At 28.8% G+C, this 26,065-nt stretch carries 26 protein-coding genes and 1 tRNA gene; 18 read left to right on the top strand and 9 right to left on the bottom strand.

Annotated elements, in window-relative coordinates:
• Window positions 1-26: 26 nt before the first annotated feature.
• Window positions 27-527 (bottom strand): hypothetical protein, encoded by a 501-nt coding sequence (locus R4I97_RS03075; protein ID WP_335783633.1) that lies wholly within the window; start codon window positions 525-527, stop codon window positions 27-29.
• A gap of 214 nt (window positions 528-741) precedes the next feature.
• Here R4I97_RS03075 and R4I97_RS03070 point away from each other — a divergent pair, with 214 nt between their 5' ends.
• Window positions 742-1,947 carry a hypothetical protein gene (locus tag R4I97_RS03070; protein ID WP_335783632.1) on the top strand — a complete coding sequence of 402 codons (1,206 nt, stop codon included), beginning with the start codon at window positions 742-744 and terminating at the stop codon, window positions 1,945-1,947.
• 28 nt (window positions 1,948-1,975) lie between these two features.
• On the opposite strand, the gene R4I97_RS03065 is transcribed toward R4I97_RS03070, so the two are convergent.
• Window positions 1,976-2,049 (bottom strand) — tRNA-Ile (locus R4I97_RS03065).
• 222 nt (window positions 2,050-2,271) lie between these two features.
• Here R4I97_RS03065 and cysS point away from each other — a divergent pair.
• Both cysS and R4I97_RS03055 read left to right on the top strand, forming a co-directional pair.
• Window positions 2,272-3,681: a cysteine--tRNA ligase gene (gene cysS / locus R4I97_RS03060; RefSeq protein ID WP_335783631.1), complete on the top strand. Its 1,410-nt coding sequence runs from the start codon at window positions 2,272-2,274 to the stop codon at window positions 3,679-3,681.
• Window positions 3,656-4,549: a ribonuclease H-like domain-containing protein gene (locus R4I97_RS03055; protein WP_335783630.1), complete on the top strand. Its 894-nt coding sequence runs from the start codon at window positions 3,656-3,658 to the stop codon at window positions 4,547-4,549. Before cysS ends, R4I97_RS03055 begins: the two co-directional genes overlap by 26 nt.
• Before the next feature lie 19 nt (window positions 4,550-4,568).
• Here R4I97_RS03055 and R4I97_RS03050 read toward each other — a convergent pair whose 3' ends face one another.
• Window positions 4,569-5,720 (bottom strand): iron-containing alcohol dehydrogenase, encoded by a 1,152-nt coding sequence (locus R4I97_RS03050; RefSeq protein WP_335783629.1) that lies wholly within the window; start codon window positions 5,718-5,720, stop codon window positions 4,569-4,571.
• 274 nt (window positions 5,721-5,994) lie between these two features.
• The gene (locus R4I97_RS03045) at window positions 5,995-7,095 is read right to left on the bottom strand and encodes an AAA family ATPase (RefSeq protein ID WP_335783628.1); all 1,101 of its coding nucleotides are present in this window, start codon (window positions 7,093-7,095) and stop codon (window positions 5,995-5,997) included.
• A 361-nt stretch (window positions 7,096-7,456) separates the two neighbouring features.
• Here R4I97_RS03045 and R4I97_RS03040 point away from each other — a divergent pair, with 361 nt between their 5' ends.
• Complete coding sequence (locus R4I97_RS03040) at window positions 7,457-7,819, top strand: hypothetical protein (RefSeq protein ID WP_335783627.1); 363 nt, start codon at window positions 7,457-7,459, stop codon at window positions 7,817-7,819.
• On the opposite strand, the gene R4I97_RS03035 is transcribed toward R4I97_RS03040, so the two are convergent.
• Both R4I97_RS03035 and efp read right to left on the bottom strand, forming a co-directional pair.
• Complete coding sequence (locus R4I97_RS03035; RefSeq protein WP_335783626.1) at window positions 7,813-8,388, bottom strand: hypothetical protein; 576 nt, start codon at window positions 8,386-8,388, stop codon at window positions 7,813-7,815. The genes R4I97_RS03040 and R4I97_RS03035 overlap by 7 nt on opposite strands.
• 1 nt (window position 8,389) lies before the next feature.
• The gene (efp, locus tag R4I97_RS03030; RefSeq protein ID WP_297285258.1) at window positions 8,390-8,950 is read right to left on the bottom strand and encodes an elongation factor P; all 561 of its coding nucleotides are present in this window, start codon (window positions 8,948-8,950) and stop codon (window positions 8,390-8,392) included.
• 503 nt (window positions 8,951-9,453) lie between these two features.
• On the opposite strand from efp, the gene R4I97_RS03025 reads away from it, so the two are divergent.
• The 7 genes from R4I97_RS03025 to mreD are packed head-to-tail and all read left to right on the top strand — an operon-like array spanning window position 9,454 to window position 14,532.
• On the top strand, window positions 9,454-9,870 hold the full coding sequence (locus R4I97_RS03025) for a response regulator (protein ID WP_147731789.1): 417 nt from the start codon (window positions 9,454-9,456) through the stop codon (window positions 9,868-9,870).
• A gap of 25 nt (window positions 9,871-9,895) precedes the next feature.
• On the top strand, window positions 9,896-10,726 hold the full coding sequence (locus tag R4I97_RS03020) for a protein-glutamate O-methyltransferase CheR (protein WP_335783625.1): 831 nt from the start codon (window positions 9,896-9,898) through the stop codon (window positions 10,724-10,726).
• On the top strand, window positions 10,726-11,127 hold the full coding sequence (locus R4I97_RS03015; protein ID WP_335783624.1) for a polymer-forming cytoskeletal protein: 402 nt from the start codon (window positions 10,726-10,728) through the stop codon (window positions 11,125-11,127). Before R4I97_RS03020 ends, R4I97_RS03015 begins: the two co-directional genes overlap by 1 nt.
• Window positions 11,128-11,135: 8 nt before the next feature.
• Window positions 11,136-12,074, top strand: coding sequence for a tetratricopeptide repeat protein (locus tag R4I97_RS03010; RefSeq protein ID WP_335783623.1), 939 nt, complete (start codon window positions 11,136-11,138; stop codon window positions 12,072-12,074).
• 5 nt (window positions 12,075-12,079) lie between these two features.
• On the top strand, window positions 12,080-13,105 hold the full coding sequence (locus R4I97_RS03005; protein ID WP_014933928.1) for a rod shape-determining protein: 1,026 nt from the start codon (window positions 12,080-12,082) through the stop codon (window positions 13,103-13,105).
• Window positions 13,106-13,117: 12 nt separating this feature from the next.
• Window positions 13,118-13,996: a rod shape-determining protein MreC gene (gene mreC, locus R4I97_RS03000; RefSeq protein ID WP_420535687.1), complete on the top strand. Its 879-nt coding sequence runs from the start codon at window positions 13,118-13,120 to the stop codon at window positions 13,994-13,996.
• Window positions 13,993-14,532 carry a rod shape-determining protein MreD gene (gene mreD / locus R4I97_RS02995; protein ID WP_335783622.1) on the top strand — a complete coding sequence of 180 codons (540 nt, stop codon included), beginning with the start codon at window positions 13,993-13,995 and terminating at the stop codon, window positions 14,530-14,532. Before mreC ends, mreD begins: the two co-directional genes overlap by 4 nt.
• A gap of 227 nt (window positions 14,533-14,759) precedes the next feature.
• On the opposite strand, the gene R4I97_RS02990 is transcribed toward mreD, so the two are convergent.
• Window positions 14,760-15,767 carry a PIN/TRAM domain-containing protein gene (locus R4I97_RS02990; RefSeq protein ID WP_335783621.1) on the bottom strand — a complete coding sequence of 336 codons (1,008 nt, stop codon included), beginning with the start codon at window positions 15,765-15,767 and terminating at the stop codon, window positions 14,760-14,762.
• 79 nt (window positions 15,768-15,846) lie between these two features.
• Window positions 15,847-16,419, bottom strand: a complete 573-nt coding sequence (locus R4I97_RS02985) for a CarD family transcriptional regulator (RefSeq protein ID WP_335783620.1) — start codon at window positions 16,417-16,419, stop codon at window positions 15,847-15,849.
• Window positions 16,420-16,613: 194 nt separating this feature from the next.
• Here R4I97_RS02985 and ispG point away from each other — a divergent pair, with 194 nt between their 5' ends.
• From ispG to R4I97_RS02970, 3 genes are all read left to right on the top strand, one after another.
• On the top strand, window positions 16,614-17,651 hold the full coding sequence (gene ispG, locus R4I97_RS02980; protein ID WP_335783619.1) for a flavodoxin-dependent (E)-4-hydroxy-3-methylbut-2-enyl-diphosphate synthase: 1,038 nt from the start codon (window positions 16,614-16,616) through the stop codon (window positions 17,649-17,651).
• Between the two features lie 444 nt (window positions 17,652-18,095).
• Window positions 18,096-19,109, top strand: coding sequence for an FAD:protein FMN transferase (locus R4I97_RS02975; RefSeq protein ID WP_335783618.1), 1,014 nt, complete (start codon window positions 18,096-18,098; stop codon window positions 19,107-19,109).
• A gap of 333 nt (window positions 19,110-19,442) precedes the next feature.
• Window positions 19,443-20,363 (top strand): energy transducer TonB, encoded by a 921-nt coding sequence (locus tag R4I97_RS02970; protein WP_335783617.1) that lies wholly within the window; start codon window positions 19,443-19,445, stop codon window positions 20,361-20,363.
• Window positions 20,364-20,683: 320 nt separating this feature from the next.
• Here R4I97_RS02970 and hpt read toward each other — a convergent pair whose 3' ends face one another.
• Window positions 20,684-21,211 carry a hypoxanthine phosphoribosyltransferase gene (gene hpt / locus R4I97_RS02965; protein ID WP_335783616.1) on the bottom strand — a complete coding sequence of 176 codons (528 nt, stop codon included), beginning with the start codon at window positions 21,209-21,211 and terminating at the stop codon, window positions 20,684-20,686.
• Window positions 21,212-21,492: 281 nt separating this feature from the next.
• On the opposite strand from hpt, the gene R4I97_RS02960 reads away from it, so the two are divergent.
• The 4 genes from R4I97_RS02960 to R4I97_RS02945 are packed head-to-tail and all read left to right on the top strand — an operon-like array spanning window position 21,493 to window position 26,059.
• Window positions 21,493-22,107, top strand: coding sequence for a V-type ATP synthase subunit E (locus R4I97_RS02960; RefSeq protein WP_219676840.1), 615 nt, complete (start codon window positions 21,493-21,495; stop codon window positions 22,105-22,107).
• An 11-nt stretch (window positions 22,108-22,118) separates the two neighbouring features.
• On the top strand, window positions 22,119-22,952 hold the full coding sequence (locus tag R4I97_RS02955) for a DUF2764 family protein (protein ID WP_335783615.1): 834 nt from the start codon (window positions 22,119-22,121) through the stop codon (window positions 22,950-22,952).
• Between the two features lie 25 nt (window positions 22,953-22,977).
• Entirely contained in the window at window positions 22,978-24,741 is a 1,764-nt protein-coding gene (locus R4I97_RS02950) for a V-type ATP synthase subunit A (protein ID WP_101504042.1), read from the top strand.
• Entirely contained in the window at window positions 24,734-26,059 is a 1,326-nt protein-coding gene (locus tag R4I97_RS02945; protein WP_335783614.1) for a V-type ATP synthase subunit B, read from the top strand. Before R4I97_RS02950 ends, R4I97_RS02945 begins: the two co-directional genes overlap by 8 nt.
• The last annotated feature ends 6 nt before the right edge of the window (window positions 26,060-26,065 follow it).

Raw genomic sequence — 26,065 nt, 5'->3', positions numbered from 1 at the left:
AGTTTTGTATGGTTTAAAAATATTTATTACCTTTTTTTATTTATTATAATATATGTTAAAGCTATATAGATAGAGTTTAGAATTATTCCTTTATAGCTATTAATTAAAGAATTAAACCACATATCATAATTAAAAATATTTAAAAGCAAAATAGATGAAAATCTTGATGCAATAAAAGATAGAATAGATAACACAATAACATAATTACTATTTTTAAAAAAATGTTTAATAGCTGATATTAGCAAAGAATAAACTATTCCTTCAAACATTAAAAAATACAAAACAGGTATATTCGGCATTTGAAATATTAAATAGTTTAAAATTGGTGAGAATATTGAAAGAGCTATTAAGTAAATTGGGTTTAAAATAAAAGTGCCTATAGATAAAGCAAAAAATATAGGAAGAAATTCTGTGCCTTTAAGTCCTACAAAGTGTACAGCAATAGGAGATATTATACTTACAGCTATTAAAGATATAAGAATTAAACTTTCTGATTTTATTTTTTTTATAGACAAACTACCAATCATAGCATTATTCCTTAAATTGTTTTTTGTTTTAAGTTATAAATAATATATCATAATATAGAGTTTTTTTAAATATAGTAAAGTGATTGAATTTTTTCAATTTTTATTTTATTGAAAAACTCAAGATTGATAAACTTAAAAATTTTTATTAATATACTAAAAATATTATCAATTGAATTTTTTTGTTTATAATATAATATATTTGTCTATGGAAACAATGTATAAAAAAATTTTAAATATAATAAATACTGACATCACTCTAAATAAAAACTTAAAAATATTACTTAGTATATTTGCAATACTATTTTCAAATGTGCCGTTATACATATATCTTTTTAGTATTGATATAATAGAATCAGAAACTTTACTTTTATTTATTATAAAAGGCTATCCATTTTTATTTTTTTATTTATTTTGCTTTAGTATATTATTTCATACAGATGTATTAAGAATTAAAATAATACTGATGAGCTTTTTATCATTTTTGCTAATAAGCCTTTTGCTATTTTCTTTTCATTTCATTTTTAATTATGTTGCAATGCCGCCGTATGATTCTGAAGATTTTTATATCATTATAAATAATTTAGTATTTGTGCCTTTTATATTTTTTATTATAATGATTATTTCTTATATTAATTTTAATTTGAAAGATACACAAAATATAGCTGAGTTTTTTACTATGGTTGGTGAAACTCTCTCTTGGCTTTTTATCATTAATACTGCAAGCAGCGTTTTAATTTCAATAGCGTATTTTTCTATTTTTATAGTGGGTGCTTCTTTAGCTTCATTAATTTATTCTTATGATGAGGCTGGATTTATATTTGCAAAAATTGCCATTTCTTTAATAATATTTTTGTATAGCCTATCTTTATTTGTATCTTATTTCTTATACAAAAAAACTAAGTCTATTATATCAATATATTTATCAAGAATGATTATGATATTTAGCTTGATAATTATATTTATATTTTTTATTTTATTATTATCTGCAGAGCTTAGACCTTATACAAATACAGTTAGTTTTGTAGTTTATAATATAGCACTTTCTCTTATGATGATAAATCTTTTTTTTACAAGATTAGATAAAAAGGCTACTATATTAACTAAGATAATATATTGTTTATCAGTAATTTCTATATCGTTATTGGATTTGATTGTATTTAGCAGTGTTTTGTATAGGATAATAGCTTATGGTTTTTCTATGAGTAAGTTTATACTTTTAATAAATTGTATATTATTTTTAGCGCATCTTATTTACATTGCGATTAACGTTGTAAAAACATTTAAGATTTCATTTGAAGAGTGTATTGTGATGAAAGATATATGTATAGACAATACTAAGAATATGATATTTATTTATGTTTATTTAGTATGGTTTTTAATTATATGTTTTGTTTTACCATTTTTCTTTGCTAATATGTGAGATTTAGTGATTTTTAAGGGGAAATAAGTGGGCCAGCAGGGACTTGAACCCCGGACCCGATGATTATGAGTCATCTGCTCTAACCGACTGAGCTACTGGCCCCTATATTTTTATTTGTTTTGATTATTCTATTTTATAATAGGCTATAAAAAAAGTCAAGAGCAAAAATTGGATTTTTTCTTAATTTGACAGTATTGTTTCAATTATTGAAATTATATAAGTTTGTAAAAATACCCTATAAAAACCTTGACAAATAGAGTCTTTTAAGTAAAATGTTAGAAATATTTTTGTGAAATGTATTTTTCTTTAAGGAAATAATTTTTTATGATTAAATTTTATAATTCATTAACGAGGCAAAAAGAAGAGTTTAAACCTATGAATGATAAAGAAGTGGGAATGTATTCTTGCGGACCTACTGTTTATAATTATGCTCATATTGGTAATTTTAGAGCTTATATATTTAGTGATTTAGTAAGAAGAGTTTTAGAAGATTATGGATATAATGTAAAGTTAGTAATGAACTTAACAGATGTTGATGATAAAACCATAAGAAACTCAAAAGAAAATCATATATCATTAAATGAATATACAAAAAAATATAAAGAGGCTTTTTTTGAAGATATAAAAACTTTGAGGATAAAACCTGCAACAGTAAACCCTTCTGCTACAGAGCATATAAAAGAGATGATAGATATCATACAACTTTTAGAAAAAAATGGTCATACTTATGAGGCAGATGGTTCTATATATTTTAAAATAAGCACATTTCCAGAGTATGGTGAATTAGCTAACCTTGATAAGCAGGAATTAAAAGAGGGAGCTTCAGGAAGAGTTTCAAGCGATGAATATGATAAAGAAAATGCAAGCGACTTTGTACTTTGGAAAGCATATACAGAAGAAGACGGCGATGTTTATTGGGATTCTCCTTTTGGAAAAGGCAGACCCGGCTGGCATATAGAATGTTCTGCTATGAGCTGTAAATATTTGGGCAAGCATTTTGATATACATACGGGAGGAGTTGATAATAAATTTCCTCATCATGAAAATGAAATAGCACAGAATGAGGCTGCTTTTAATGAGAAGTTTGTTAACTATTGGCTTCACTGCGAGCATTTAATTGTTGATGGTGAGAAGATGTCAAAATCTAAAGGAAATTTCTATACTCTTAGAGATTTGCTTAATAAAGGTTTATCTGCTGAGGCTATAAGATATTCGCTTATGAACTCTCATTACAGAAAACAATTAAACTTTACTATAGAAGGCATTAATCAATCTCAAAGTGCAATAGACAGAGTTAATGACCTTATATTTAGACTCAAAGACATTAATAAAACTGATGCTGATGATAGTGCTGTAATGAAAGAACTTGAAGAGGCTAATAAAAATTTCTTTGAATCTATTTATGATGATTTAAATGTTTCTGAGGCTTTGGGAGTATTTTTTAGTTTTATAAAGAGCATAAATATTTCTTTTGATTCTATTAATGTTAGTTCAAGAGATGCTATAATGAAGTTTATAGATAGAGTAAATAATATAATAAATTGTTTTAATATGAATGGTGAAAAAGAAATAGAAAGCGAAGATGAAGAGAAAATTAATAAACTCATAGAAGAACGTACTTTAGCTAAAAAAGAGAAGAATTATAAAAGAGCAGATGAGATAAGAGATGAGCTTAACAGTATGGGAATAGAGATAATGGATACACCAAATGGCGTTAAATGGAAAAGAAAATAATATAATAGATTTAATTACTAATACTTATCAGCATATAAGCGGTATTGGTCCTAAAAAAGAAGCTTTACTCTGGGAAGAAGGTTTAACAGATTGGCAAAGTGTAATAAAAAATATTAATTATTATGCTATGCCTAATTCTATAAGAGAAGCTTTAAAAGATGAGCTTCCAAAATCTATATATAATTTAAACTCAAAAAATTATGATTATTTTTTAAAGAAGTTTCCAAATCAAATATTATATAGACTTTATCCTATGTTTATGGATAGGGTTGTTTTTTTGGATATAGAAACTACAGGTATGAAGCCTGCAAAGTCTTATGTTACAGTGATAGGATGTTATGACGGCAAGGATATGCAGGTATTTGTTCATGGCAAAAATGAAAGAGATTTTTTAGATTACATAAAAAATTATTCCATTGTTGTTACTTTTAATGGTTCTTGTTTTGATATACCATTTTTGGAGAGGTATTTTAATACAAAAATAAAATGCGCTCAGATAGATTTACGTTTTGTGTTAAAGGATTTGGGATATACCGGCGGATTAAAAAAAATAGAGAAAGATGTCGGCATTGATAGGGGAGACGATATGCTTGGTGTTAATGGCTATACCGCCGTTTTGCTTTGGAATTATTACTTAGACACTAAAGATGAAACAGCAATAGATTCTCTCATACATTATAATTTGCTTGATACTATTGATTTGGAATATTTATTATGTCTTGCATACAATAAATATGCAGAGAAATATAATACTACACTTTTAGAATATAAAGAGCTTCCTTCTGTAAGTAATTATAAGCCTAATAAAAAATTAATAGACTATCTTCACAAACACCCGCATAAATATTCACCTAAGAGTGATGATTAAAATTTTTATTATTTGATTTTTAATAAGCTTGGTCTAATATTGTTGTAATAGCATCATGAGCCATAGGTTTTGGCAACTTGTCCATACCGCTATAAGTTAGAGCTATACCTGCAACATCATTAAATTTACTTCTGTCTATATTTATTTCATTAAGTCTTCGAGGCAAGTTTAGGTCATGAAGAAGCTTTTTAATATATTCACCGCTTTGGCTTGCTATTTCAAAAGGAGTCATTTCTGGGTCAACTCCATTAATGAAGTCTGCAAGTATAGTATATTTATCAGGTACAACAGGTATATAATATTCCATAATATGCGGAAGAAGCATTGAAGCAATAATAGATTTATTAACATTATACATATTATTAATAGCAATAGATAAAGCCCTTGAAGCACCAAGATTGGCATTAGAGGCAGCCATAGCACACATCATATTAGCCATAGCTATATTTGATATATTGTCTACATTTGAGCTGTCTAATATAAGCTTACTTAGTCCTTTTATACTAACCTTCATAGCATTTTTAATAATAGGAGCATTAATTTCATTTATAGTAGTACTCATATACAAATCAAAAGCCATGGCAAATACACTTAAAGCACTGCTTATAGAATATTTTACAGGCACTGTTGTATATAATGCAGGGTCTATTATACAATCACTAACATATATATTTTTATCTGTTGATTCTTTGCATATTCCGTCATATTTATCTACTAAATACATTCCTGTAGTAATCTCTGATAGAGACCCGAGTATTGTAGGCACAGATATTAATGGAAATGGTTTATGATATACAGTCTGCCCTGATACATAATCTGAAGCTTCACCGCTATTAGTAACTACAACAGAAGCTCCTTTAGCTATATTTTGTACTTTAAAGCCTCCTATAGCAACTATGCATTCAGCTTTGCTGTATCTTATTAAATTGGCTATAATATCCGATTCATCACTGTTTGAGTTTGAATTAACCTTAGAGTAAACCATAACATTCATTAGACTATCTTCTAATTTACTAACGATTTTATCTATTACGCCTATTTGATTAAAAGAATTTCCATCTGTTACTATAACAACTCTTCCGCCATATTGTTTGATGGTTTCCTGAAGAGATTCTATAGAATCAACGCCGAATTTTATTTTTGTTGGTAGTTTAAACTCTATTATAGCCATATTTACTCATCATAATAAAAATTAATTTTACTGTATTAATACTCGGAAAAAGTATGTTTATTGTTTAAATTAAATATTATTTTTTGTGCATATAGTAAATATTTAGTAGTTTGTGAAAATATTTTTGAGTTTTTTGTTTGCAGGGCTTTGCCCCGCACCCCAGTTCTTTTGCGACCGAAGGAAGTGCCCTTGCGGCGTGCCACAAAGAACCAAAAAGGCTGCATTTTTTAGCCTAAAATAAAAGCTTAGAATATAGTTTTATATATAAACTCAATTATTTAATAATATTCCTGCTCTCATAATATTCCTGCCATCTGCGGCCGAATTTTTGTGCTTTTATTTTTACAGCATTATTAAAATAGTGCCTAAGTTTTGATATATCATCTCTGTTTTCTTTTGCAACGCTTCCAATAAGATTTTCTACTACTGTAGACATATTAATATTTCCATCGGCATAATAGTATGAATGAAGTGCCGACTGATAATAAACTGATACCGCCTCAGCTGTACTCATTATAGAATTAAGCTCCTGAAGTTTGGTATTATCCTCGCTTATTCCGTTTCTAAGTTCATTAAAAGTAGTGGCAAGTACATTAACCACATCATAATCTATATTTATATCAATATTAGCAAGCTCAAATAAACTTTCGCATTGATTAGTTATTATTTCAGATTCTAATTTTATATCTTTTATAGGTTCAACAGTTTCAAAATTAAATCTTCTCTTCAAAGCACTGCTCATTTCATTAATACCCTTATCTCTTGTATTTGCCGTAGCTATTACATTAAAACCAGCATTTGCAAATAATACTCTATTTTGTTCTGGTATATTCATTATCTTATCACTTAATATACTTATTAAAGAGTCTTGTATTTCAATAGGGCATCTTGTAATCTCTTCAAATCTTGTTATAAATCCATTGCTCATACCTGTATAAATAGGTGAAGGGATTAATGCTTCATCAACAGGACCTTTGGCAAATAGCAAAGCATAGTTCCAAGAATATTTTATATTATCTTCATTAGTTCCTGCAGTTCCTTGTATTGTGATAGTGCTGTTTCCGCTTATAGCTGCAGATAATAGTTCGCTTAGCATTGTTTTTGCAGTTCCCGGTTCTCCTACAAGCATTAAGCCTCTGTTGCCTGCTAAAGTTATTATTGCCCTTTCAACTAAAGCATCGTCTCCGTAAAACTTCTTTTTAATAATCGTTCCGTCTTCAAACTCTTTGCCAAGTATAAAATCTCTCACAGCTTGAGGGGATAGTTTCCAATTTTTTGGCTTTAGGTTTTTATCTCTGCTTTTTAATATTTCTAATTCTTCTTTGTAAAGTTCTTCCATTAATGGCTTTTGATGTTGATTGTTATTATTTGGCATTTTATTCTCTTTTTAAAAATGATTATCTTAATTATTATTTTAGTATATATTATAAATAATTTGTTTTCAAACTTTTAATGGTTTTTGTATAAATTTATGTAAAAGATGAACTATAAATTGTTTTAATAATTATTAAAACATATAAAATAGTATAAGTTTTATGCATGTATATTATATTGTTTTTTTAATTAGATGTAATTTGGCTTCTTGTAAGTTAAATAAATATTTTATGTTGATTTTAGATATTGTTTGCTTATGAAATAATAATAAAATTACATAAAAATAATAATTATATTCACAAAAATGTAAAAATTGACAGAATATAAATTTTTATTATTATTAATATATAAGGAGTTTTTATATGATATATGCAATAGTTCCTCCAAAATGTATTGAAGGCGATACAGATTATTATCATATATTTGAAGCCTATTTTAACATCAATGATAATACCATAACTATTAATGTGCATTCTATATCGAGTTTGCATATTAGAATAAAGCCTAAATATAAGAATATGGTAAACAATAATTTTAAAGAGAACTATATTTCTATTAATGTGGAATTGAAAGACGGCAAAAATAAGATGTTAAAATATAAATATTACAAAAATAATAACGGCATATTTATGACTGAAAACAGAGAAGATACTATTGTTGTAGCTGTTTTACTTAAAAATCATTTATGCAGTAATTGTGCTCAATTTTTATTTGGAGGTCAATGAGTTTTTATATTTTGATATTTCCTATAATTATCAATAAAGTTGTCGTATGGATATCTCTTAAAAGAATCTCTATAAACATTTTCTAATAGTTTTTTAATTAAATTTATTTTTTCTTTAAAAGTTTTATTTTTATCTCTTATTTTTTTAAACTCCAAAAAAAATGATTTTTTTACTATATTCATAAATATATTAATTCTTATCATTTCATCAAAAAATATTCCATTTGGTATTTTAATTTTCTTTATAAGAATAAAAAATATAGATAAGAAATATAATAAACTTAATATTCTAATGAAGTATATTATTGTAAAATTGGCTCCCACTTTATCTATGTAGAAACCTAATATTTTATAATATTCTCCTCTTGAGTTTAATCCTTGAATAATGAATACAGCTAAAAAGTAAGGTATAAGATGCAATAGCCTTTTTATAGTTTTATATAAAGACTTTGTAAGTATTATATGAATTATAAATAAGGCTACTGCTATATATATTAATATATTTACTTTTACAGTAAAAATGATTATGAATAAGAATAAAGCTAATATTATAGAAGCTATATATAGCATATTATTTATTTACGCGTTCAACGTAGCTATCATCTCTAGTATCTACTTTAATTTTATCTCCAATATTTATGAATAATGGTACATTAACTTCTATTCCAGTTTCTAATTTAGCAGGCTTTAAAGTACTTCCTGTAGTATCTCCTTTAAAACCGGGCTCTGTATATGTAACTTCTAAAATCACATGTATAGGAAACCTTATAGCTGTAACTTCATCGTTTATATATTGCAAATCAACTTCACTATTATCTAATAGATAGTATTTGTTATCTCCGAGTATATCTTCATTAACATGTACTTGTTCATAGTTATCAAGTATCATGAATATATACTCATTTCCTTCGTTATATAGGTATTGAGCTTTTTTGTATGCAATATCAGCCTCTTCAACGGTTTCAGTAGAAGCAAAAGTTTTTTCAACCATGTTGCCTTTAATCATATTTTTTAATTTAGTTCTTACATTAGCTTTTCTCTGCTGAGCTCTATGAAAGTGAGCATCTATTACTAAGTAAGTTTCGCCGTCTAATATAATAGCATCGCCTTTTCTTAAATCATTAACGTCCATAAATATAAATCCTCTAATTATAATATATTTTTAATATTGATATTAGTTTAAGCATTATATTTTATTAGTAAAAAAATAGCAAATTAAATTAATTTAAAGTTAATAAAAATACGAGATAATTATTATCTTTATAAAGAGCTAAAATCATTTAGTTATTTTATTGTTTAATGTATTTATTGTGAATATTAATATGTTTTTCGTTGTATAAAGGTTTATATATCTAATTTTTCTTATAAAAAATTAGATATATAAGTACAAGAAAGTGTATATTAGTATTTTTAGTATTATTTTTTATACATATATATAATATTTTTTAATAAAGTTATTAATATTTTATTAAAATAATAATGTAAATGTAAATCTTTACTTGCAAAAAATTATTATTTTGATAAAATAGACACATGTAAAAATGTATGACAATATATACTGATATAATTTTAATTTAAATTATAATAAGTTCTAATACGATAATATCTTTTAGAGTTTTTAAGGAGTAATATAATATGTCTGATATAAATAAAAAAGCAGCAGATGGAATAAATGAATTTGGTAAATCTTTTAGAGTCTTATTGGTAGATGATTCAGCTTTTGTAGTAAAACAATTGCAGCAGATATTAGTATCAGAGCAGTATACAGTAGTAGGCACAGCAGAAAATGGAGAAGAGGGTGTTATGATGTATAAGGAACTAAAGCCTGATTTGGTTACTATGGACATCACTATGCCAAAAATGGACGGTATTACAGCTCTTACAAAAATAATAGAGTTTGATAAAAATGCTAAAGTTGTTATGGTTAGTGCTTTAGGTAAAGAAGATATGGTTAAGAAGGCACTTCTTGCTGGTGCTAAAAATTATATTACTAAGCCTTTGGATAGAAAAAAAGTTTTAGAGCGTATAAAAATGGTTCTAGACAAGAAATGATTTAATAAAATACGGTATCATTAATTTGAATAGTAGCAGTTTAAATGAAGAATATTTAGAATTATTCAAGGAGTTTATATATAATAAAAGCGGGATTCGGTTTAATCTTATCAATCAGGTAATATTAGAATCAAGAATACAGTCTTCTATGAAAGAGAGAAATATTCTTAATGTAGGAGATTATTTTCATCTTATTTCAAATGATAAAAATGAATTAAAATTATTTTTAGATAATATCACTACAAACCTTACCAAATTTTTTAGAACAGAGAGCAATTTTGAGCTATTAAAAAATAAAGTTCTGCCTATCATATTAAATAATAAAAGATATTCGGATAATATATATATATGGAGTTCTGGTTGTTCTACAGGGGAGGAGCCATATTCTATAGCGATGACATGTTTAGAGACTCCGAAGATATATTCATCAAATGTTAAAATATATGCTACGGATATTTCTATGCAGTCTTTGGAGGTTGCTAAGAAAGGGATTTATGATAAGGATAAAGTTTCTAATATAAGTGCTGAGTATTTATCTAAATATTTTGATGAGCTTCCTAATAATAAATATAAAGTTAAAGATGAAATAAAGAGCATGGTTAGTTTTGAATATCATAATCTTATTAATCCGAACAGCAAATATTTAAATATAGATGTTGTTTTTTGCAGGAATGTACTTATATATTTTGATAATGAGTCTGTTAAATTGACTGTTAATAGATTTTATGATATATTAAATAAGCATGGATTTTTATTTATAGGTCATAGCGAGTCTTTATTCGGACTTGATACGAAATTTAAATTTAATAATATAGATAATTCGATTGTATATACCAAAAGCGAGGAGGTATTTTAATGTTTAGAAAAAATGAAATATCAGAATCAAATTCTATAATAGGTGAAGGTTCATATTTTAGAGGCGAGTTTACACTTAATGGCAGTTTAAGAATAGATGGTTGTTATGAAGGAGATAATCTTGAAGTTGACAGCCTTACAGTAGGAAACAGCGGAAAGGTAAAATCTAATATTAAAACTAATTCAGCAGTTATAGAAGGAATAGTGATAGGGAATATTGAGGCAAAAAATAGAGTAATGCTTATGCCTACAAGCAGAGTTCTTGGCGAGATTCGTACTCCTGAACTTATCATACAAAATGGCGTTATACTTGAGGGTGTTTGTATAGTATCACCTGACCCTAAAACTAACCCTAAAGAAACTATACTTAATTTATACGGTTCTACAAATAATAATCAATAATAATTAATATGCCTTATTTATACGATGTTGAAAGAAAAATTAATGCAAGAATCATTATTGCAACTTTGGCAGGTATTATTTTAACGGTTATATTGTCTTATTTATTTATTTCAAATTATATAGAAAAAAAGAGAATTAGATATATTTATGATTATATAGCTTTAGAAGATTATGATAATGCTTCTTTTATATTTAAAGACCTTCATAGCCGAAAGCCGTTAAATAAAAATATATTAATGGCGGGTATTGATTTATATTATAATATTCTTCTAATAACTACAGATAGAGATGTTATAACAACAGCAAGTGAAAATATTACTAAATATGCAAAGCAAATGTTATTAACTTCAAAGTTTATAAAAAATAAATACATAATATATCAGAGATTAGCTTATGGGTTTCAGAGACTTGGAAGTTCTTACTATATAGATGCTTATAATTCTTATTTAGAGGCTATAAAAAATGGCGATAATAGGGTATCTACTGTTATAGAGCTTGCTAAGATATGTTATAGGATTGGTTACTACGAAGAGGCGATAGAGAATTTAGAATATGCTATAAAAAGAGATACAGAGAATAATAAAGAGTTTTTGAATTTAGAATTATATTATGAGCTTGCTATTGCTTATGAGGGAAATAAAAACTACACCAAAGCAATACAAATACTTTCTTATATAGACGGCAAGTTTAATAATGATTATAAGTTGGAAGCGAAATCATATTCTAAGCTTGGGGATTTATATTATAGGCAGGGCTTGTATAAAGAAAGCGAATTTTTTTACAAAAAAGCATTATTATTAGATGACAAAAATCCTGATTTATATTATAGTATAGGGGAATTATTTAGAAAAACAAAGCGAATTAATGAAGCGATTGCTATGTTTAGAGAAGCATTAAAAATAGATAATAACTATAAACCCGCTAGGGACGCATTAAGGAGATTATAGTATATATGTTTAGTTGGTTGTATAATATGTTCTCAAGTGATATGGGAATAGATTTAGGTACTGCAAACACTTTAGTTTATGTTAAGGGAGAGGGGATTGTTTTAGCAGAGCCTTCTGTGGTTGCTATAGAGAAAAGCACGGGGAATGTTATAGCTGTTGGTAATGAGGCTAAAAGAATGCTTGGTAAAGTACCAAATTCTATAGCTGCTATAAGACCTATGAGAGACGGAGTTATTGCAGATTTTGAAACTGTTGAAAAGATGATAAGATATTTTATCAATAAAGTTCACAATAAAAAAACTTTGGTAAAACCGAGGATTGCAATAGGTATTCCTACAGGCATTACAGAAGTTGAGAGGCGTGCTGTACGTGAAAGCTGCGAGCAGGCGGGAGCGAGAACTATATTTTTAATAGAGCAGGCGAGGGCTGCTGCAATTGGAGCGGACATGCCTATTAATGAACCTCATGGTAATATGATTATAGAGATAGGCGGCGGTACTACTGAGGTTGCTGTACTTTCACTTGGTAGTATGGTACGCAGTGCTTCTATACGTGTGGGCGGCGATGAGCTTGATGATGCTATTATCAAATATATGCAAAGAACCCACAACTTATATATTGGTGAAAAAACTGCTGAAGAGATTAAGATTAATATTGGGCATGCTTATAAGGGTGATATATCTAAGACTATGGACATAAGAGGAAGAGATTCTGTATCTGGTCTTCCTAAAACTTTAACTATTAACAGTGCTGAAGTAAAAGATGCTATATCTGATATATTGCTTGAGATATTGGAGGCTGTAAAATATGTGCTTAATCAAACACCTCCAGAGATAGCTGCTGATATTGTTGAGAGAGGTATTGTTATGAGTGGCGGTACTTCTTTACTTCCTGGCTTTACAGATTTAATATCTATAGAGACTGGTGTTCCTGTTATACTTGCTGAAAGTCCTCTTACTTGTGTGGCTATTGGCTGCGGTAAGTTTATAGAAGAGACTAGAAATTTAAAAAATTATAGAAGATTTTCTTAAAAAGTGAATAATATATTAAAACACAAATTACTTATACTTTATATTACGCTTAGTCTTATAGCGTCAATATTTATGGTTCTTAATAGGAGTAATTTTGTTTTTGACTTGCGTTCTATATATGCACTTGGTGTATATCCTGTGCAAAATGCTACGCAAAATATATCAAAGGCTTTTGTTTATCTTTATACAAGCATTACAGATATATTTACACTTCAAAGTCAGCTTCAGGCACTTAGAGATAGAATAGCAGAATTAAACGGCACAGCTTTAGAATATGAACAGCTTCGTCAGGAGAACTCAAGATTAAGAGCATTATTAAATGAAGCACCTACTGATGAATATCCATTAGAATATGCTGAGATAGTTTCAAAAGACCCTCAAAACTTCTACAACACTATAGTGATTAACAAAGGAAGGGCTCATGGTATTGTTGTGGGTATGCCTGTAATATCATATAAAAGCGGATACAAGGGGCTTGTTGGCAAGGTTGTAGAAGTGAGAAAATATAATAGTAGGGTTTTATCTCTCATAGATGAAAGGTCTCAAATATCTGTTATGCTTGAGAGTTCTAAGGCTACTGGTATTATGAGCGGTCAGAATCCTCGTTCCACTCAAACACATTTGCAGTATATTGATTTGCAGATTGATGTTGAAGAGGGTGAAAAAGTTTATACTAGCGGAATGGGAGGAGTTTTCCCAAGCGGAATATTGGTTGGAAATGTGTTTAAAGTTGAGAAAAAGAATTATGGACTCTTTCACGATTTGTATATTGAGCCTATAGTTGATTTTTCAACTTTAGAAAATGTGTATGTGATAAAAAAGATTCCAGACAGAGAAATTATTATGCTTGCTAATGAAGAATATGAAGAGGGTGAAGTTACAAATAAATGAAAAGAGTAATAACTGTTATAATAAGCTCATTAATCCTTTTAATAATACAATCTTCCCCTGCTTATGATTTGATTAGAATAACATTGGGTGCTAAGCCTGATTTGCTTCTTATATTTTTAGTATTTTTATCATTTAGATACGGTTCTTTTGAGGGAATAATATACGGATTTTTTATAGGAATAATGCAGGATATTGTTTCGAGTTCTACATTTGGTTCTTATGCTATAATATTTCTTAATATTGGTTTGGTTGTTGGCTTCTTTAACAGCAGAATATTTATTAAACAAATTGCAGCTGGAATATTTGTTACTTTAATTGGATATTTAATAAAGATTATTGCTTTATTTTTGGTAATGGCAATATATGCAGATTTGTCAAGTGTTGCTGTGCTTATGCGCTCAGAATTATTTATAGGTCTTCCGCTCACAGTAATACTTTCTTCACCATTGTTTATACTGTTTGAAAAGATTGCTCCTATAGTGTATGACAAAAACAAAATACATGTAGATGACAGCACCAAAACCTACGAAGATTGATTTTTTAATGCATACTTAAACAACTATATTTTGTCAAAAATTAATGTTGTATTTTCATTTTGATATCTTGTGTGTTTTCAACCGCTATGCGTGTTTTGCAAGCCCCACTTTTTTGCGACATAAGTGAGTCCTTTAGGGCGACAAAATTGAGCACCTTTAGGTGTGCGTAGATGTATGAAAAAACTTGATTATATATCTAAAAACTAAGTTAAAAAATCAATAAAAAATTATTTATGCTCTCGGTTTTGTTTTTTCTTGTTGTTTTGCTGATTATTTTGTTTACTCACCAAAGAAGCAAATATTACTCTTCCTGCCTCTTTAGGAAGTACATTATCTATTTCTATATCAACAGTTTTGCCTATTAAATGTTTAGCATTATCTACAACTATCATAGTGCCGTCTTCTAAATAACCTAATGCCTGTTTATCTTTTCCCTCTCTTATCAAATCTATCTTTATAGTCTCTCCAGGAAGCACAACTACTTGTAAACAATTAGCTAAATCATTAATATTTAATATATCAACTCCATGAATAGAAGCTACCTTCATCAAGTTAAAATCATTAGTAATAACTTTAGCGTCCATTTTTTTGGCAAGCTCTATGAGTTTTAAATCCACTTCCTTGATGTTTGGAAAATCTATATCTGTTACAGAAAGCAGTATGTTTTTTGAAGATTTCATTTTATTTAATATTTCTAATGCCCTTCTTCCTCTTATTCTTTTTTGATTGTCTCTTGAATCGCTTAAAAATTGTATTTCTTTTATTACAAACTCTGGAAGTATTAAAAGTCCGTCAAAGAATTTTTTCTCTGCTATATCATATACCCTTCCGTCTACTATTACAGAAGTATCTAATATTTTAGCTGTTTTTATTTTATCTGTTTTTGTAAGTTTTAGTATGTTTGATATATTTGGTATAAAAGATGAAATTACAGAAAAAGTTAAATATCCTTCAATAAATAGTATTATAAGTTTTTTATTTAATGATAAATTGATTCCTATTATATTTATAACGTTTAGAGTAAGTATTACAGTTATTAATGTAATGAAGAATGATACAAAAATTACCAAAGTTGTTTTTGAAGACCTTTTTCTTATAAAAAATAAATCAAACAATACTATAATAACAGAACTAACTGTGAAAAATATAATCGTGTTTATATTAAAAAGTTTGTTATAAATATAATCAAATATGAGTGCCAGAATAGAGCAAGCAAAATAAATTATTCTCCACATAACAATTTCTCCTTGAAAATCAAAAGGGATTTGGTTATTTTTTATTAGTCATTTTTTATAGAATAGATTAACAAATATTTCACTCTTCTTTTTTCTTTTTTTTGGCAGGCTTAATAGTTTTATTTGGTTTAATAAGTTCTTTTTCAGCAGGTTTATTTTTAAATTTTTTAGCTGATTTCTCTAATGCATTAGATACTATATCTTCAATTTGGTCTCTATCTTTTTTTAAAGCTATACTGATTTCATTTACTATAAACATATATGCTTTTTCATATAAACGTTTTTCGCTTGCGGATAGTTCTTTTAATTTATTTCTAGTAAACAAGCTTCTTGCTACTTCTATAGTATCTTCAATTTCACCGCTTCTTAATTTTACTTCATTTTCCTGATAGCGAATTTTCCAATTATTTTCTATATCATGGGGTTTAGTTTGCAATAAATTCAAAAAATTTTCAGCTTCAGCTTTAGAGATTATTTTACGTATACGATATTCTTTAACTCTATTTATAGGAACTTTTAATGTAATATTTTCACCTTCACATTCAAGTATATAACATTCTACAACGGAAGAATTTACTTTATTGTCTGATATGCCTACAACCTTACATATTCCGTACATAGGGTAAACAACATAACTATTTAGTTTATACATATTATTTATTAAATTAAGCCTTTAATTTATTTATAGTAATTTATTCTACTAAATTTAAAAAATACCTAAAATTATTATATACTAAAAAACCAAAAAATCAAGGTCAAACTGAACATCAGACATTATACAAAATATTTTGACAATTTCTTTATTAGGTTATAAAATATAGTATTCATAAAGTTATTATGAGGGAAATGATGAGCAAGATAGTTAATGTTGGAAATATATTAATAGGAGGCGGAAATCCTGTTAGTGTGCAATCTATGACAAATACTGATACAAGAAATGTTAAAGAGACAGTTTGGCAATTAAAATCTCTTGAAGAGGCAGGTGTTGATATTGTAAGGCTTGCTGTGCTTGATATGGAGGCTGCTCAAGCTATAAAAGAGATAAAAAAACAAACTAAAGTTCCTTTAATAGCGGATATACATTTTGATTATAGGCTTGCTTTAGAGAGTATGAAAAGCGGTATTGATGCTTTGAGGCTTAATCCCGGTAATATAAAAGATAAAGAGAAAGTAAAAGAGGTTATAAAAGAGGCAAAAGACAGAAATTTAACTATAAGAGTTGGCGTTAATGGCGGAAGTTTGGACAGAGCTATATATAAGGAAGTAAATGCTCAAAATATGGTAAAAAGTGCTTCTGAGCATATAAAATTAATGGAAGACTTAAACTTTACAAATATAAAAGTATCATTAAAAGCATCTGATATCAAAACTACAATAGAGGCAAATACATTATTTAGAGAGAAATTTGATTATCCTATACATTTAGGTGTTACAGAGGCGGGCACATTAAGAAGTTCTTTGATTAAGAGTACAAGTGCTTTGTCGTATTTGCTTATGCAGGGCATTGGGGATACTATAAGATATTCTATTACGGGGGACCCTGTTGAAGAAGTAATGGCAGGAAAAATGCTTCTTAAGTTTTTGGGTTTGAGGAAAGAGCCTTCTGTTGAGATAATATCATGCCCTACTTGCGGAAGATGTCAGGTGAATGTTGAGGAGGTTGCTAGTTTTATAGAGAAACATGTACAAAATATAAAGAAAAATATCACTATTGCTATAATGGGCTGTGTGGTTAATGGTCCTGGAGAGGCTAAACATGCAGATTTTGGCGTGGCAGGAAGTGCAGATGGAAACTTTATATATTTTGAAAAAGACAATGAGCCTATAAAGGTATCAAAAGAAAATATTATAAGTTTTATTACAAAGAAGATAGAAGAGTTTTAATATATATAAAAACTATTATATTTAAAAAAAATTTAGTTTTTAAATTTAAAATATTTGCAGGGCTTTGCCCCCTGCGAAGCATGCCCTGAGGGTACACCCCGCTTCTTTTGCCAATAGGCACCTACTCGGTACGACCGAAGGAAGTACCTTTAGGTATGGTATTAGTATAAAAGAAGCTTATATCCTACGGATACGCTTCGCGAAGAACTGCATCATTAATAAAAGATATATGCATTATCTTAATTTTATATATATAATAACATATTAAGTTAAAACATTTGCATTTTTTGCAACTTTTTGCGGCGGGAAAAAGTTGACAATATATTTATAAAAATAAAAAATTTAGTTTTTAACAAAACATGGTTGTTTAACTATATTATAATTTAATAAGTTTATTAATAATAAGTTTACTAAAAAGAATAATTAGCATAGAGAGAAAATTTTATGACATCAAAGAAAAAATATTATCTATTAATTTTAGTTGTAGCAGCGGCATTAATTGTTACACTTTTTGTTTATAAAAATAAAGAAAAATATATATCTACAACAATAGCAATAAGTGATACTATATTAAACATCACAGCACAAACCACAGAGAAAAAAATGTATGATTTAGTAGCTTCTATAACAAACGAAATTAATAGAATGGATAATATATTAAATCCATATAATACAAATAGCGAAATAGCAATTATAAATAAAAAAAGTTTAGAAAATAAAGAAGATGTTCTCAGAGTAGAAATTTCTGAAGATATGGCACATTTATTTGAAACAGGATTAAGATATTCTAAAATAAATCCTTCTTTTGATATAAGTGTGAGACCATTAATTGAACTTTGGGGGTTTGGGGTTAAAGAAAATCAAACTGTACCAAAGAGAGAAGAAATTGAAAATGCATTAAAAAAAATAGATTATTCAAAGGTAAGCATTATAACTAACAACGGCAAGAAATTTATAGAGCTTAGGGATAATTTAACTTTTGATTTTGGCTCTTATGGAAAGGGGTATATTGTTACAAAACTTATAGATGTGTTTAAAAATTATAATATAAAAAACTATTTAATAGATTACGGCGGAGATACTTATGCTAATGGAGTAAACTCAAGAGGCAATCCTTGGGTGATAGCAATAAGAAACCCAAGAAACGATGAAGATGGATATTTAGCTTTAATACAGGCAACAAATTATACGATAGTAACAAGCGGAGATTATGAGAGATTTTTTACAGAAAACGGCACTAATTATCATCATATAATAGATGCTAAAATAGGTTATCCTACTTATAATGCAATATCAGCTACTATTGTACACACCAATGCAGAAGAGGCTGATGCTTTATCTACAACAGCTTTTCTTATGGGCACTAATTTTTTCACTAATGAAAATTATAATTACAGAGAAGCTTATATAGTTGATTCTGATGGTATTTTATATATAGCAACGAACGAGAGTTTTTGATAATTGTTTAAATTAATATATCTGCAGGGCTTTGCCCCGCACCCCACTTCTTTTGGTGACCCAAAGAAGCAAAAAGACGGCATTTTTACAAGTCTTACTTTTATAGAAACTAAAATATAAATATTTAATATATATTTCTAACATAAAAAATTAGAATATTTGCACTTTTTGGTTCTTTTTGCGGCGGGAAAAAGAACAACAAAAAATTGATAAAATAAAAATTTTTAGTATTCATTAATTTTAATTATATATATTAAACCATTTGACTATATTCAAATTTTTAGAGTTTTAATTTATAATTGAACATATAGCTTTTTTATTATAAAACATATTATGAAAGATTTTTTAGATAAATTAAAAACTATAATAGTTAAAAAGAAAGATACTATATTCGCAGTAATAGTTGCATTTATACTTCATATATTTGTATTGAGTTTGATAAATACTTATATAGTGGAATCTTTGTTTGCATATAATGATGAATTAAAAAAAATCTTAGAAGAAGAGAAAAATAAAAAAGATGATTATATGTTTTTGGTAGAGACTCCAGATGTAGAAGAAGAGGAGAATAACGAAGATACTCCATTTGCTTCAGATAAATCATTAGTATCAAGAGGAGAAGTAAATGTAACACCTTCGAAGGTATTTTCAGATGCTTCAGTGTTTTCTTTTTTGGGGGACGGAGCCAATAGCCCAATAGTTGAAAGACGCGATAATATAACTCCAAATAATAATAACAACAATCTACAAAAGCAAAAAGATTTAGGCGATGAAATAAATAGAGAAAAAGTTGAAACTTATAAGCCAAAGAATCCCGGACTTAAAGGCGATACAAAGATACCTGCATCGTTTGAAGATGGAGCAGACAGGGCAGTAGTATTATCCAGTGAAACAGGAAGCATACAGCTTGGTACAAAGGCACAGGAATATTTTTGGTATTTTTATACTTTAGTTGGCTCTATAAGAGATTCTTGGTATTTAACTATTCCGAATCAAGCACATTTCTTAGGACTTTTAAGAACTGATGAAGTAGAGGTGCTTATATCAATAGATTTGGATGGAAATATTATTTTTGAGAAGTTTTTAAGCAATTCAAAATTAGGTCAAAGCAGTTTAGACAATTCATGCTCAAAGGCTATAGAATATGCCAAAAAGCTAAAACCTCCTCCTCAAGGTTTGGTGCGAGATTATGCAGAGAATGGCAAAATATATATACCTTTTAAGTTTATATATCAAAATTTTAGCAGAGAGTGATAATTTTTTTGAAATTTATTGAGAGTTATTTTTAATTATTTAGTGTAAATAAATATTGATATTGTTTTAATTTTATTGCTTGTATAAGTTTTTTATTCAACTTTTTTCCGCTGCAAAAAGTGTAAATATTATATTTTTATAGGTAGGCAATATACATTAAATATGGTGTAACATCTAAAAATTAGCTAAAAAATGCAGTTCTTTTGCTTCTTTTATACCAATAAAAGAAGTGGGGGCGTGGGGGCAAAGCCGCCACAAATAAAAAATTTAAATTATGAGTTTACTATTCGTATGATGGGTAGAATTTATTTTTTATTCTATTATTCTACAACGCCAATATACGGAAGATTTCTGTATTTCTGAGCATAATCAATACCATACCCTACAACAAATTCATCTTCTATATCAAAACCATTGTAGTCTATTTTAATGTCAACCTTTCTTCTTGACGGTTTATTAAGAAGTGTGCATATTTTTAGTGAAGAAACATTTCTTGTTTTTAAAACTTCGCAAATTTTCTCTAAAGTGTACCCTGTGTCAATAATATCTTCTACTATGATAACATCTTTGCCTGTTAGAGGTATATCAACATCTTTTAATATTTTAATCTCAGAGCCTATTTTATCATTTCCATAGCTTGAAACAATCATAAAATCAATTTCTATATTTGTCTCAATTTCTCTTGCCAAATCTGCAATAAATACAAAAGAGCCTTTAAGAAGCCCTATTAAACAAGGAGTTTTATTTTTATAATCATTGTTTATTTTTTTTGCTAACTCCTTAACTTTTTGCTTTACAGTATTTTCATCTATTAATATTTTTTTTATTCCTTCTTCTTTTTTTAACATAATGTTTCCTATAAATATATTTTTATTGTCTATTAATTATATTATAAAAGAATATTTTTTTAAAGTTTTGTTAAATAGAACTATTTATTAGTTTTTTATATAATTGTAACATATATATACAAAATAAATAATGATATACTTAAACTATAAGTTATATATTGATTATACGAACATTAAATAATATTTTTTGTATTTTGCTTGCATTTTTTTTCATAATTGATTAAAATGGTGTAATATCGTAAATGTTTATAATTACATAATTTATAAGTTAAGGAGATATCATGGCTGAAGATAAAAAACTTGACTCTCTTCTAGAACGTATATATCAAGACGGTGTTGAAAAATCTAATAAGAAAGCTGATGAAATAATTTCTAACGCTAAAAGTGAAGCAGATAGAATTATTAAAGAAGCAGAATCAAAATCAGAAGAAATTATTAAAGAAGCTCAAAGGAAATCAGAAGAGCTAAAAAAGAACACCATAACTGATGTTCGTATGGCAGGTGAGCAGTCAATAAGTGCTTTAAAGCAAAGAGTAAAAGATTTAGTTACCTCTAAAGTATTGGAAGAAGGCTTAAAAGGAGCTTTTGCTGATACTGCATTCTTAAAAGATTTAATTTTAGAGGTAGTAAAAAAATGGGATATAGCTTCAGGTAACTCTGATGTAACAGTATATTTCCCAGAATCAAAAAAAGCAGATATAGATGCTGCATTCGAGAAATCTATAAAATCAGCTATTAATAATGCTACTATTAATTTTGATAAAAAATTATCAAATGGCTTTAAAATAGTACCAAATAATGGCAATTATCAATTACAATTTACAGATGAAGATTTTGTAGAGTTCTTCAGTGATTATATCAAAGCTAAAACAGAAGAAGTAATATTTAGTAAATAAGAGGGGCGAGTATGGGATCATATTATTATCTTATCTCAGGTCTTCCCGAAGTGAAATTATCTGATGCTAAGGCTAAGTATGATATTAACGAAATTACTCAAAGCATATTATCGAGTTTAAGTGCTAAAGATGCTAAGTTTTTTAAATATCTTATTTATCAAAATGACAATAAAAATTTAGTAAATGCTATAGCAAAACAAAAGGGATTATTCAGCCCTTATACAAAGCATTTAGAGCCTTGTATATTTAGTAAAGAAGAGATGCAAAAATACAGTAATATCTCTAATTTACCTACTTATATGAGCAAATTTTTAGAAGATAATAAGAATGTTGAATGGGAAAGTGTTAGACATATAGAAAATAGTTTATTGAATTTGTATTATGAAGAAATGATAAGTAGTGGTAATAATTTTATAAAGAATTATGCATTATTTATGAGAGATATGAAGAATGTTTTAGCAGCTTTAAATGGAAGGGCTTTAGGTTTTAATAGCGATAAAATAGCTAAAGAGCTTATAGGAGATTATTCTTTAATATCTGCATTAAGCAAATCTACAGCTTCCGATTTTGGTGTAGGTAGGGAGATACCTTATATTAACACTATTATAGAGACATTTAACTCATCAGATAAAGCTGATCCATATAATATGGAAAATATAGAATGTTCTTTGGTATGGGAGTTTTTGGATAAGTTAACATCTATAAAATCTTTCACAACAGATAATATTTTTGCTTATTATATAAATCTTAACTATGCCGTTAGTATCAACGGAAGAGATGAAGAGGAAGGTAAGAAACATTTAGAGACGCTTGTAGAAACATTAAAAAGCAAAGCGTCATTATAAAATGTAAATTAATTAGGAGATAGAAATGACTAAAGGTAAAGTAACTGCTATTATATCAAACCTAATTTCAATAGAGGTAGACGGACCCGTTTCACAGAACGAGATATGTTTTGTATCTTGCGGTGAAGCCAAACTAATGGCAGAGGTTATTAAAATATCAGGTACTAGTGCTAGTGCTCAGGTATTTGAATCTACAAGGGGAATGAAATTAGGTGATGCCGTAGAGTTTACTGGTTCAATGTTAGAGATTGAATTAGGACCTGGACTTTTAGGTAAAAACTTTGACGGACTTCAAAATGACCTTGATAAATTAAAGGGAGTATTTTTAGAGAGAGGTAAATATAACAACCTTACTGAAGATAAAGATGCGAGATACGACTTTACACCTATAGCTAAAGTTGGTGATGAAGTTGAGGCAGGAGATTGGATTGGTGCTGTTAAAGAGGGTTGGATTGACCACAAAATAATGGTTCCTTTCAAATTTGAAGGTAAGGGCGTTGTTGAAAGTGTAGTTTCTGCTGGAAATTATGGTTTAGAAGATACACTTGCTGTGATAAAAGATTCTAAAGGCGAGAAAGTTAATGTAACAATGGTACAAACTTGGCCTGTAAAACTTACTATTAAAGCTTACAAAGAAAAGCCAAGACCATTCAAATTGTTAGAGACTGGTGTTAGAACTATAGATACATTTAACCCTATTACTGAAGGCGGTACAGGATTTATTCCGGGACCATTCGGTGCAGGTAAAACAGTATTGCAGCACGCTTTGGCTACTAACGCAAACGCTGACTTGATTATAATGACAGCTTGCGGTGAGAGAGCTAATGAGGTAGTAGAAATATTTACAGAGTTCCCAGAGCTTATAGACCCAAGAACTGGAAGAAGCTTGATGGAAAGAACAACAATCATCTGTAACACTTCAAACATGCCTGTTGCTGCTCGTGAAGCTTCAGTTTATGTAGGTATGACAGTAGCTGAATATTATAGGTCAATGGGACTTAAAGTTCTTCTTCTTGCTGACTCTACTTCTCGTTGGGCTCAGGCTTTAAGAGAGATGTCTAACAGACTTGAAGAATTACCTGGACCAGATGCGTTCCCTATCGACTTGCCAGCTATTATTTCTAGTTTCTATGCAAGAGCAGGTTTCGTATACTTAAATAACGGAGAGACTGGTTCTATTACATTCATAGGTACAGTATCACCTGCAGGCGGTAACTTGAAAGAGCCTGTAACAGAATCTACTCGTAAAGCAGCTCGTTGTTTCTACGCATTATCACAAAAACGTGCTGATAGTAAAAGATATCCTGCTGTTGACCCATTAGATTCTTATTCTAAATATATAGAATATCCAGAGTTCGTAGAGTTTTCAGACACTTATATAGAAAAAGGTTGGGCTGATAAAGTTACAAGAGCGAAAGATATTGCTCGCAGAGGTCAGGAAGCAAGCGACCAAATAAGCATTTTGGGTGACGACGCAGTACCTCTTGAATACCATCAGCGTTTGTGGAAAGCTGAGCTTATAGACTTCGTTATCTTACAGCAGGACGCTTTCGATAAAGTAGATAAAAACTGTCCAATAGAGAGACAAAAAGAATTATTAAATCAAGTTATGAAAGTCGTAGAAGCTGATTACAGATTTGATGATTATAGTGAAGTAGGTACTTATTTCAAAAGACTTATTAACGCATTCAAACAGATGAACTATTCTGTATATCAGTCTGAAGAACACAAAAAATACACAGCTGAGATGGAATCAATATTTGCTGAAAGGAGTATAACACATGCCTAAAGCATTTCAAAAAGTATATACAAAATTAGTACAAATTACTAAAGCAACTGTATCTTTAAGAGCAGAAAATGTTGGTAACGATGAGATGGCTCTTGTAGCCGGCAGACCTGCTCAGGTTGTAAAAATGATTGGAGATATTGTTACGCTTCAGGTTTTCCAAGGTACTGAAGGTATACCTACAAACGCTGAAGTTGTATTTTTAGGCAGACCTCCTAAACTTAAAGTAAGCGAACTTCTTGCAGGAAGATTCTTTAACGCTTATGGTGAGCCTATAGACGGAGGTGCTGAAGTTGAAGGTAAAGAGGTAGAAATCGGAGGACCTTCTGTAAACCCTGTTAGAAGAAAACAGCCTTCTGAGCTTATTGCTACTGGTATTGCTGGTATTGACCTTAACAACACACTTGTTACAGGACAAAAAATCCCATTCTTCGCAGACCCAGACCAACCTTATAACGCAGTACTTGCACAGGTTGCTTTGAGAGCTGAAGCTGACAAGATTATTCTTGGAGGTATGGGACTTTCTAACGATGACTACTTATCATTTAAAAATACATTTACTGAAGCTGGAGCATTAGACAAAATTATATGTTTCATCAACACTACTGATGACCCTCCAGTAGAAAGACTTTTGATACCTGATATGGCTTGTACAGCTGCAGAATATTTCGCAGTTGAGCATAAGCAAAAAGTTCTTGTACTTCTTACAGACATGACTCTTTATGCCGATGCTTTAGCTATAGTATCAAACAAAATGGACCAGATTCCTTCTAAAGACTCTATGCCGGGTTCATTATATTCTGACCTTGCTAAAATATACGAAAAAGCAGCTCAGTTCCCTGATGGCGGTTCTATTACTATTATCGCTGTTACTACTCTTAACGAAGGTGATATTACTCACGCTGTACCAGACAACACTGGTTACATCACTGAAGGTCAGCTTTATTTAAGACGTGACTCTGATATAGGTAAAACAATCATCGACCCATTCAGAAGTCTTTCTCGTTTGAAACAGTTGGTTATAGGTAAGAAAACTAGAGAAGACCACCCTGCTGTAATGAACACTTTGGTTCGTCTTTATTCAGATGCTGCTAATGCTAAAATGAAAAAAGAAAACGGTTTCGACTTAACTGAATATGATGAAAGATGTTTGAAATATGCTGCTGAATATTCTGAAAGATTATTAGCAATAGACATTAACATCAAAATTGATGAGATGTTAGAAACTGGTTGGGAATTAATGGGTAAATATTTTAGTAAAGCAGAAGTTGGTATAAAAGAATCTTTAGTAGAGCAATACGGTAAATGGACAAATAATTAATTTTTA

The sequence above is a fragment of the Brachyspira pilosicoli genome, assembly GCF_036997485.1.
Classification (GTDB): Bacteria; Spirochaetota; Brachyspiria; order Brachyspirales; family Brachyspiraceae; genus Brachyspira; species Brachyspira pilosicoli_C.
Note: the sequence above shows the minus strand (reverse complement) of the source record. Positions and strands in the feature narration are given on the sequence as shown.

Bases quoted from the DNA above. Each gene is read 5' to 3' on its own strand.
- R4I97_RS03075 (WP_335783633.1), bottom strand. From the start codon at position 527: ATGATTGGTAGTTTGTCTATAAAAAAAATAAAATCAGAAAGTTTAATT.
- R4I97_RS03070 (WP_335783632.1), top strand. From the start codon at position 742: ATGTATAAAAAAATTTTAAATATAATAAATACTGACATCACTCTAAAT.
- cysS (WP_335783631.1), top strand. From the start codon at position 2,272: ATGATTAAATTTTATAATTCATTAACGAGGCAAAAAGAAGAGTTTAAA.
- R4I97_RS03055 (WP_335783630.1), top strand. From the start codon at position 3,656: ATGGCGTTAAATGGAAAAGAAAATAATATAATAGATTTAATTACTAAT.
- R4I97_RS03050 (WP_335783629.1), bottom strand. From the start codon at position 5,720: ATGGCTATAATAGAGTTTAAACTACCAACAAAAATAAAATTCGGCGTT.
- R4I97_RS03045 (WP_335783628.1), bottom strand. From the start codon at position 7,095: ATGCCAAATAATAACAATCAACATCAAAAGCCATTAATGGAAGAACTT.
- R4I97_RS03040 (WP_335783627.1), top strand. From the start codon at position 7,457: ATGATATATGCAATAGTTCCTCCAAAATGTATTGAAGGCGATACAGAT.
- R4I97_RS03035 (WP_335783626.1), bottom strand. From the start codon at position 8,388: ATGCTATATATAGCTTCTATAATATTAGCTTTATTCTTATTCATAATC.
- efp (WP_297285258.1), bottom strand. From the start codon at position 8,950: ATGGACGTTAATGATTTAAGAAAAGGCGATGCTATTATATTAGACGGC.
- R4I97_RS03025 (WP_147731789.1), top strand. From the start codon at position 9,454: ATGTCTGATATAAATAAAAAAGCAGCAGATGGAATAAATGAATTTGGT.
- R4I97_RS03015 (WP_335783624.1), top strand. From the start codon at position 10,726: ATGTTTAGAAAAAATGAAATATCAGAATCAAATTCTATAATAGGTGAA.
- R4I97_RS03010 (WP_335783623.1), top strand. From the start codon at position 11,136: ATGCCTTATTTATACGATGTTGAAAGAAAAATTAATGCAAGAATCATT.
- R4I97_RS03005 (WP_014933928.1), top strand. From the start codon at position 12,080: ATGTTTAGTTGGTTGTATAATATGTTCTCAAGTGATATGGGAATAGAT.
- mreD (WP_335783622.1), top strand. From the start codon at position 13,993: ATGAAAAGAGTAATAACTGTTATAATAAGCTCATTAATCCTTTTAATA.
- R4I97_RS02990 (WP_335783621.1), bottom strand. From the start codon at position 15,767: ATGTGGAGAATAATTTATTTTGCTTGCTCTATTCTGGCACTCATATTT.
- R4I97_RS02985 (WP_335783620.1), bottom strand. From the start codon at position 16,419: ATGTATAAACTAAATAGTTATGTTGTTTACCCTATGTACGGAATATGT.
- ispG (WP_335783619.1), top strand. From the start codon at position 16,614: ATGATGAGCAAGATAGTTAATGTTGGAAATATATTAATAGGAGGCGGA.
- R4I97_RS02975 (WP_335783618.1), top strand. From the start codon at position 18,096: ATGACATCAAAGAAAAAATATTATCTATTAATTTTAGTTGTAGCAGCG.
- R4I97_RS02970 (WP_335783617.1), top strand. From the start codon at position 19,443: ATGAAAGATTTTTTAGATAAATTAAAAACTATAATAGTTAAAAAGAAA.
- hpt (WP_335783616.1), bottom strand. From the start codon at position 21,211: ATGTTAAAAAAAGAAGAAGGAATAAAAAAAATATTAATAGATGAAAAT.
- R4I97_RS02960 (WP_219676840.1), top strand. From the start codon at position 21,493: ATGGCTGAAGATAAAAAACTTGACTCTCTTCTAGAACGTATATATCAA.
- R4I97_RS02955 (WP_335783615.1), top strand. From the start codon at position 22,119: ATGGGATCATATTATTATCTTATCTCAGGTCTTCCCGAAGTGAAATTA.
- R4I97_RS02950 (WP_101504042.1), top strand. From the start codon at position 22,978: ATGACTAAAGGTAAAGTAACTGCTATTATATCAAACCTAATTTCAATA.
- R4I97_RS02945 (WP_335783614.1), top strand. From the start codon at position 24,734: ATGCCTAAAGCATTTCAAAAAGTATATACAAAATTAGTACAAATTACT.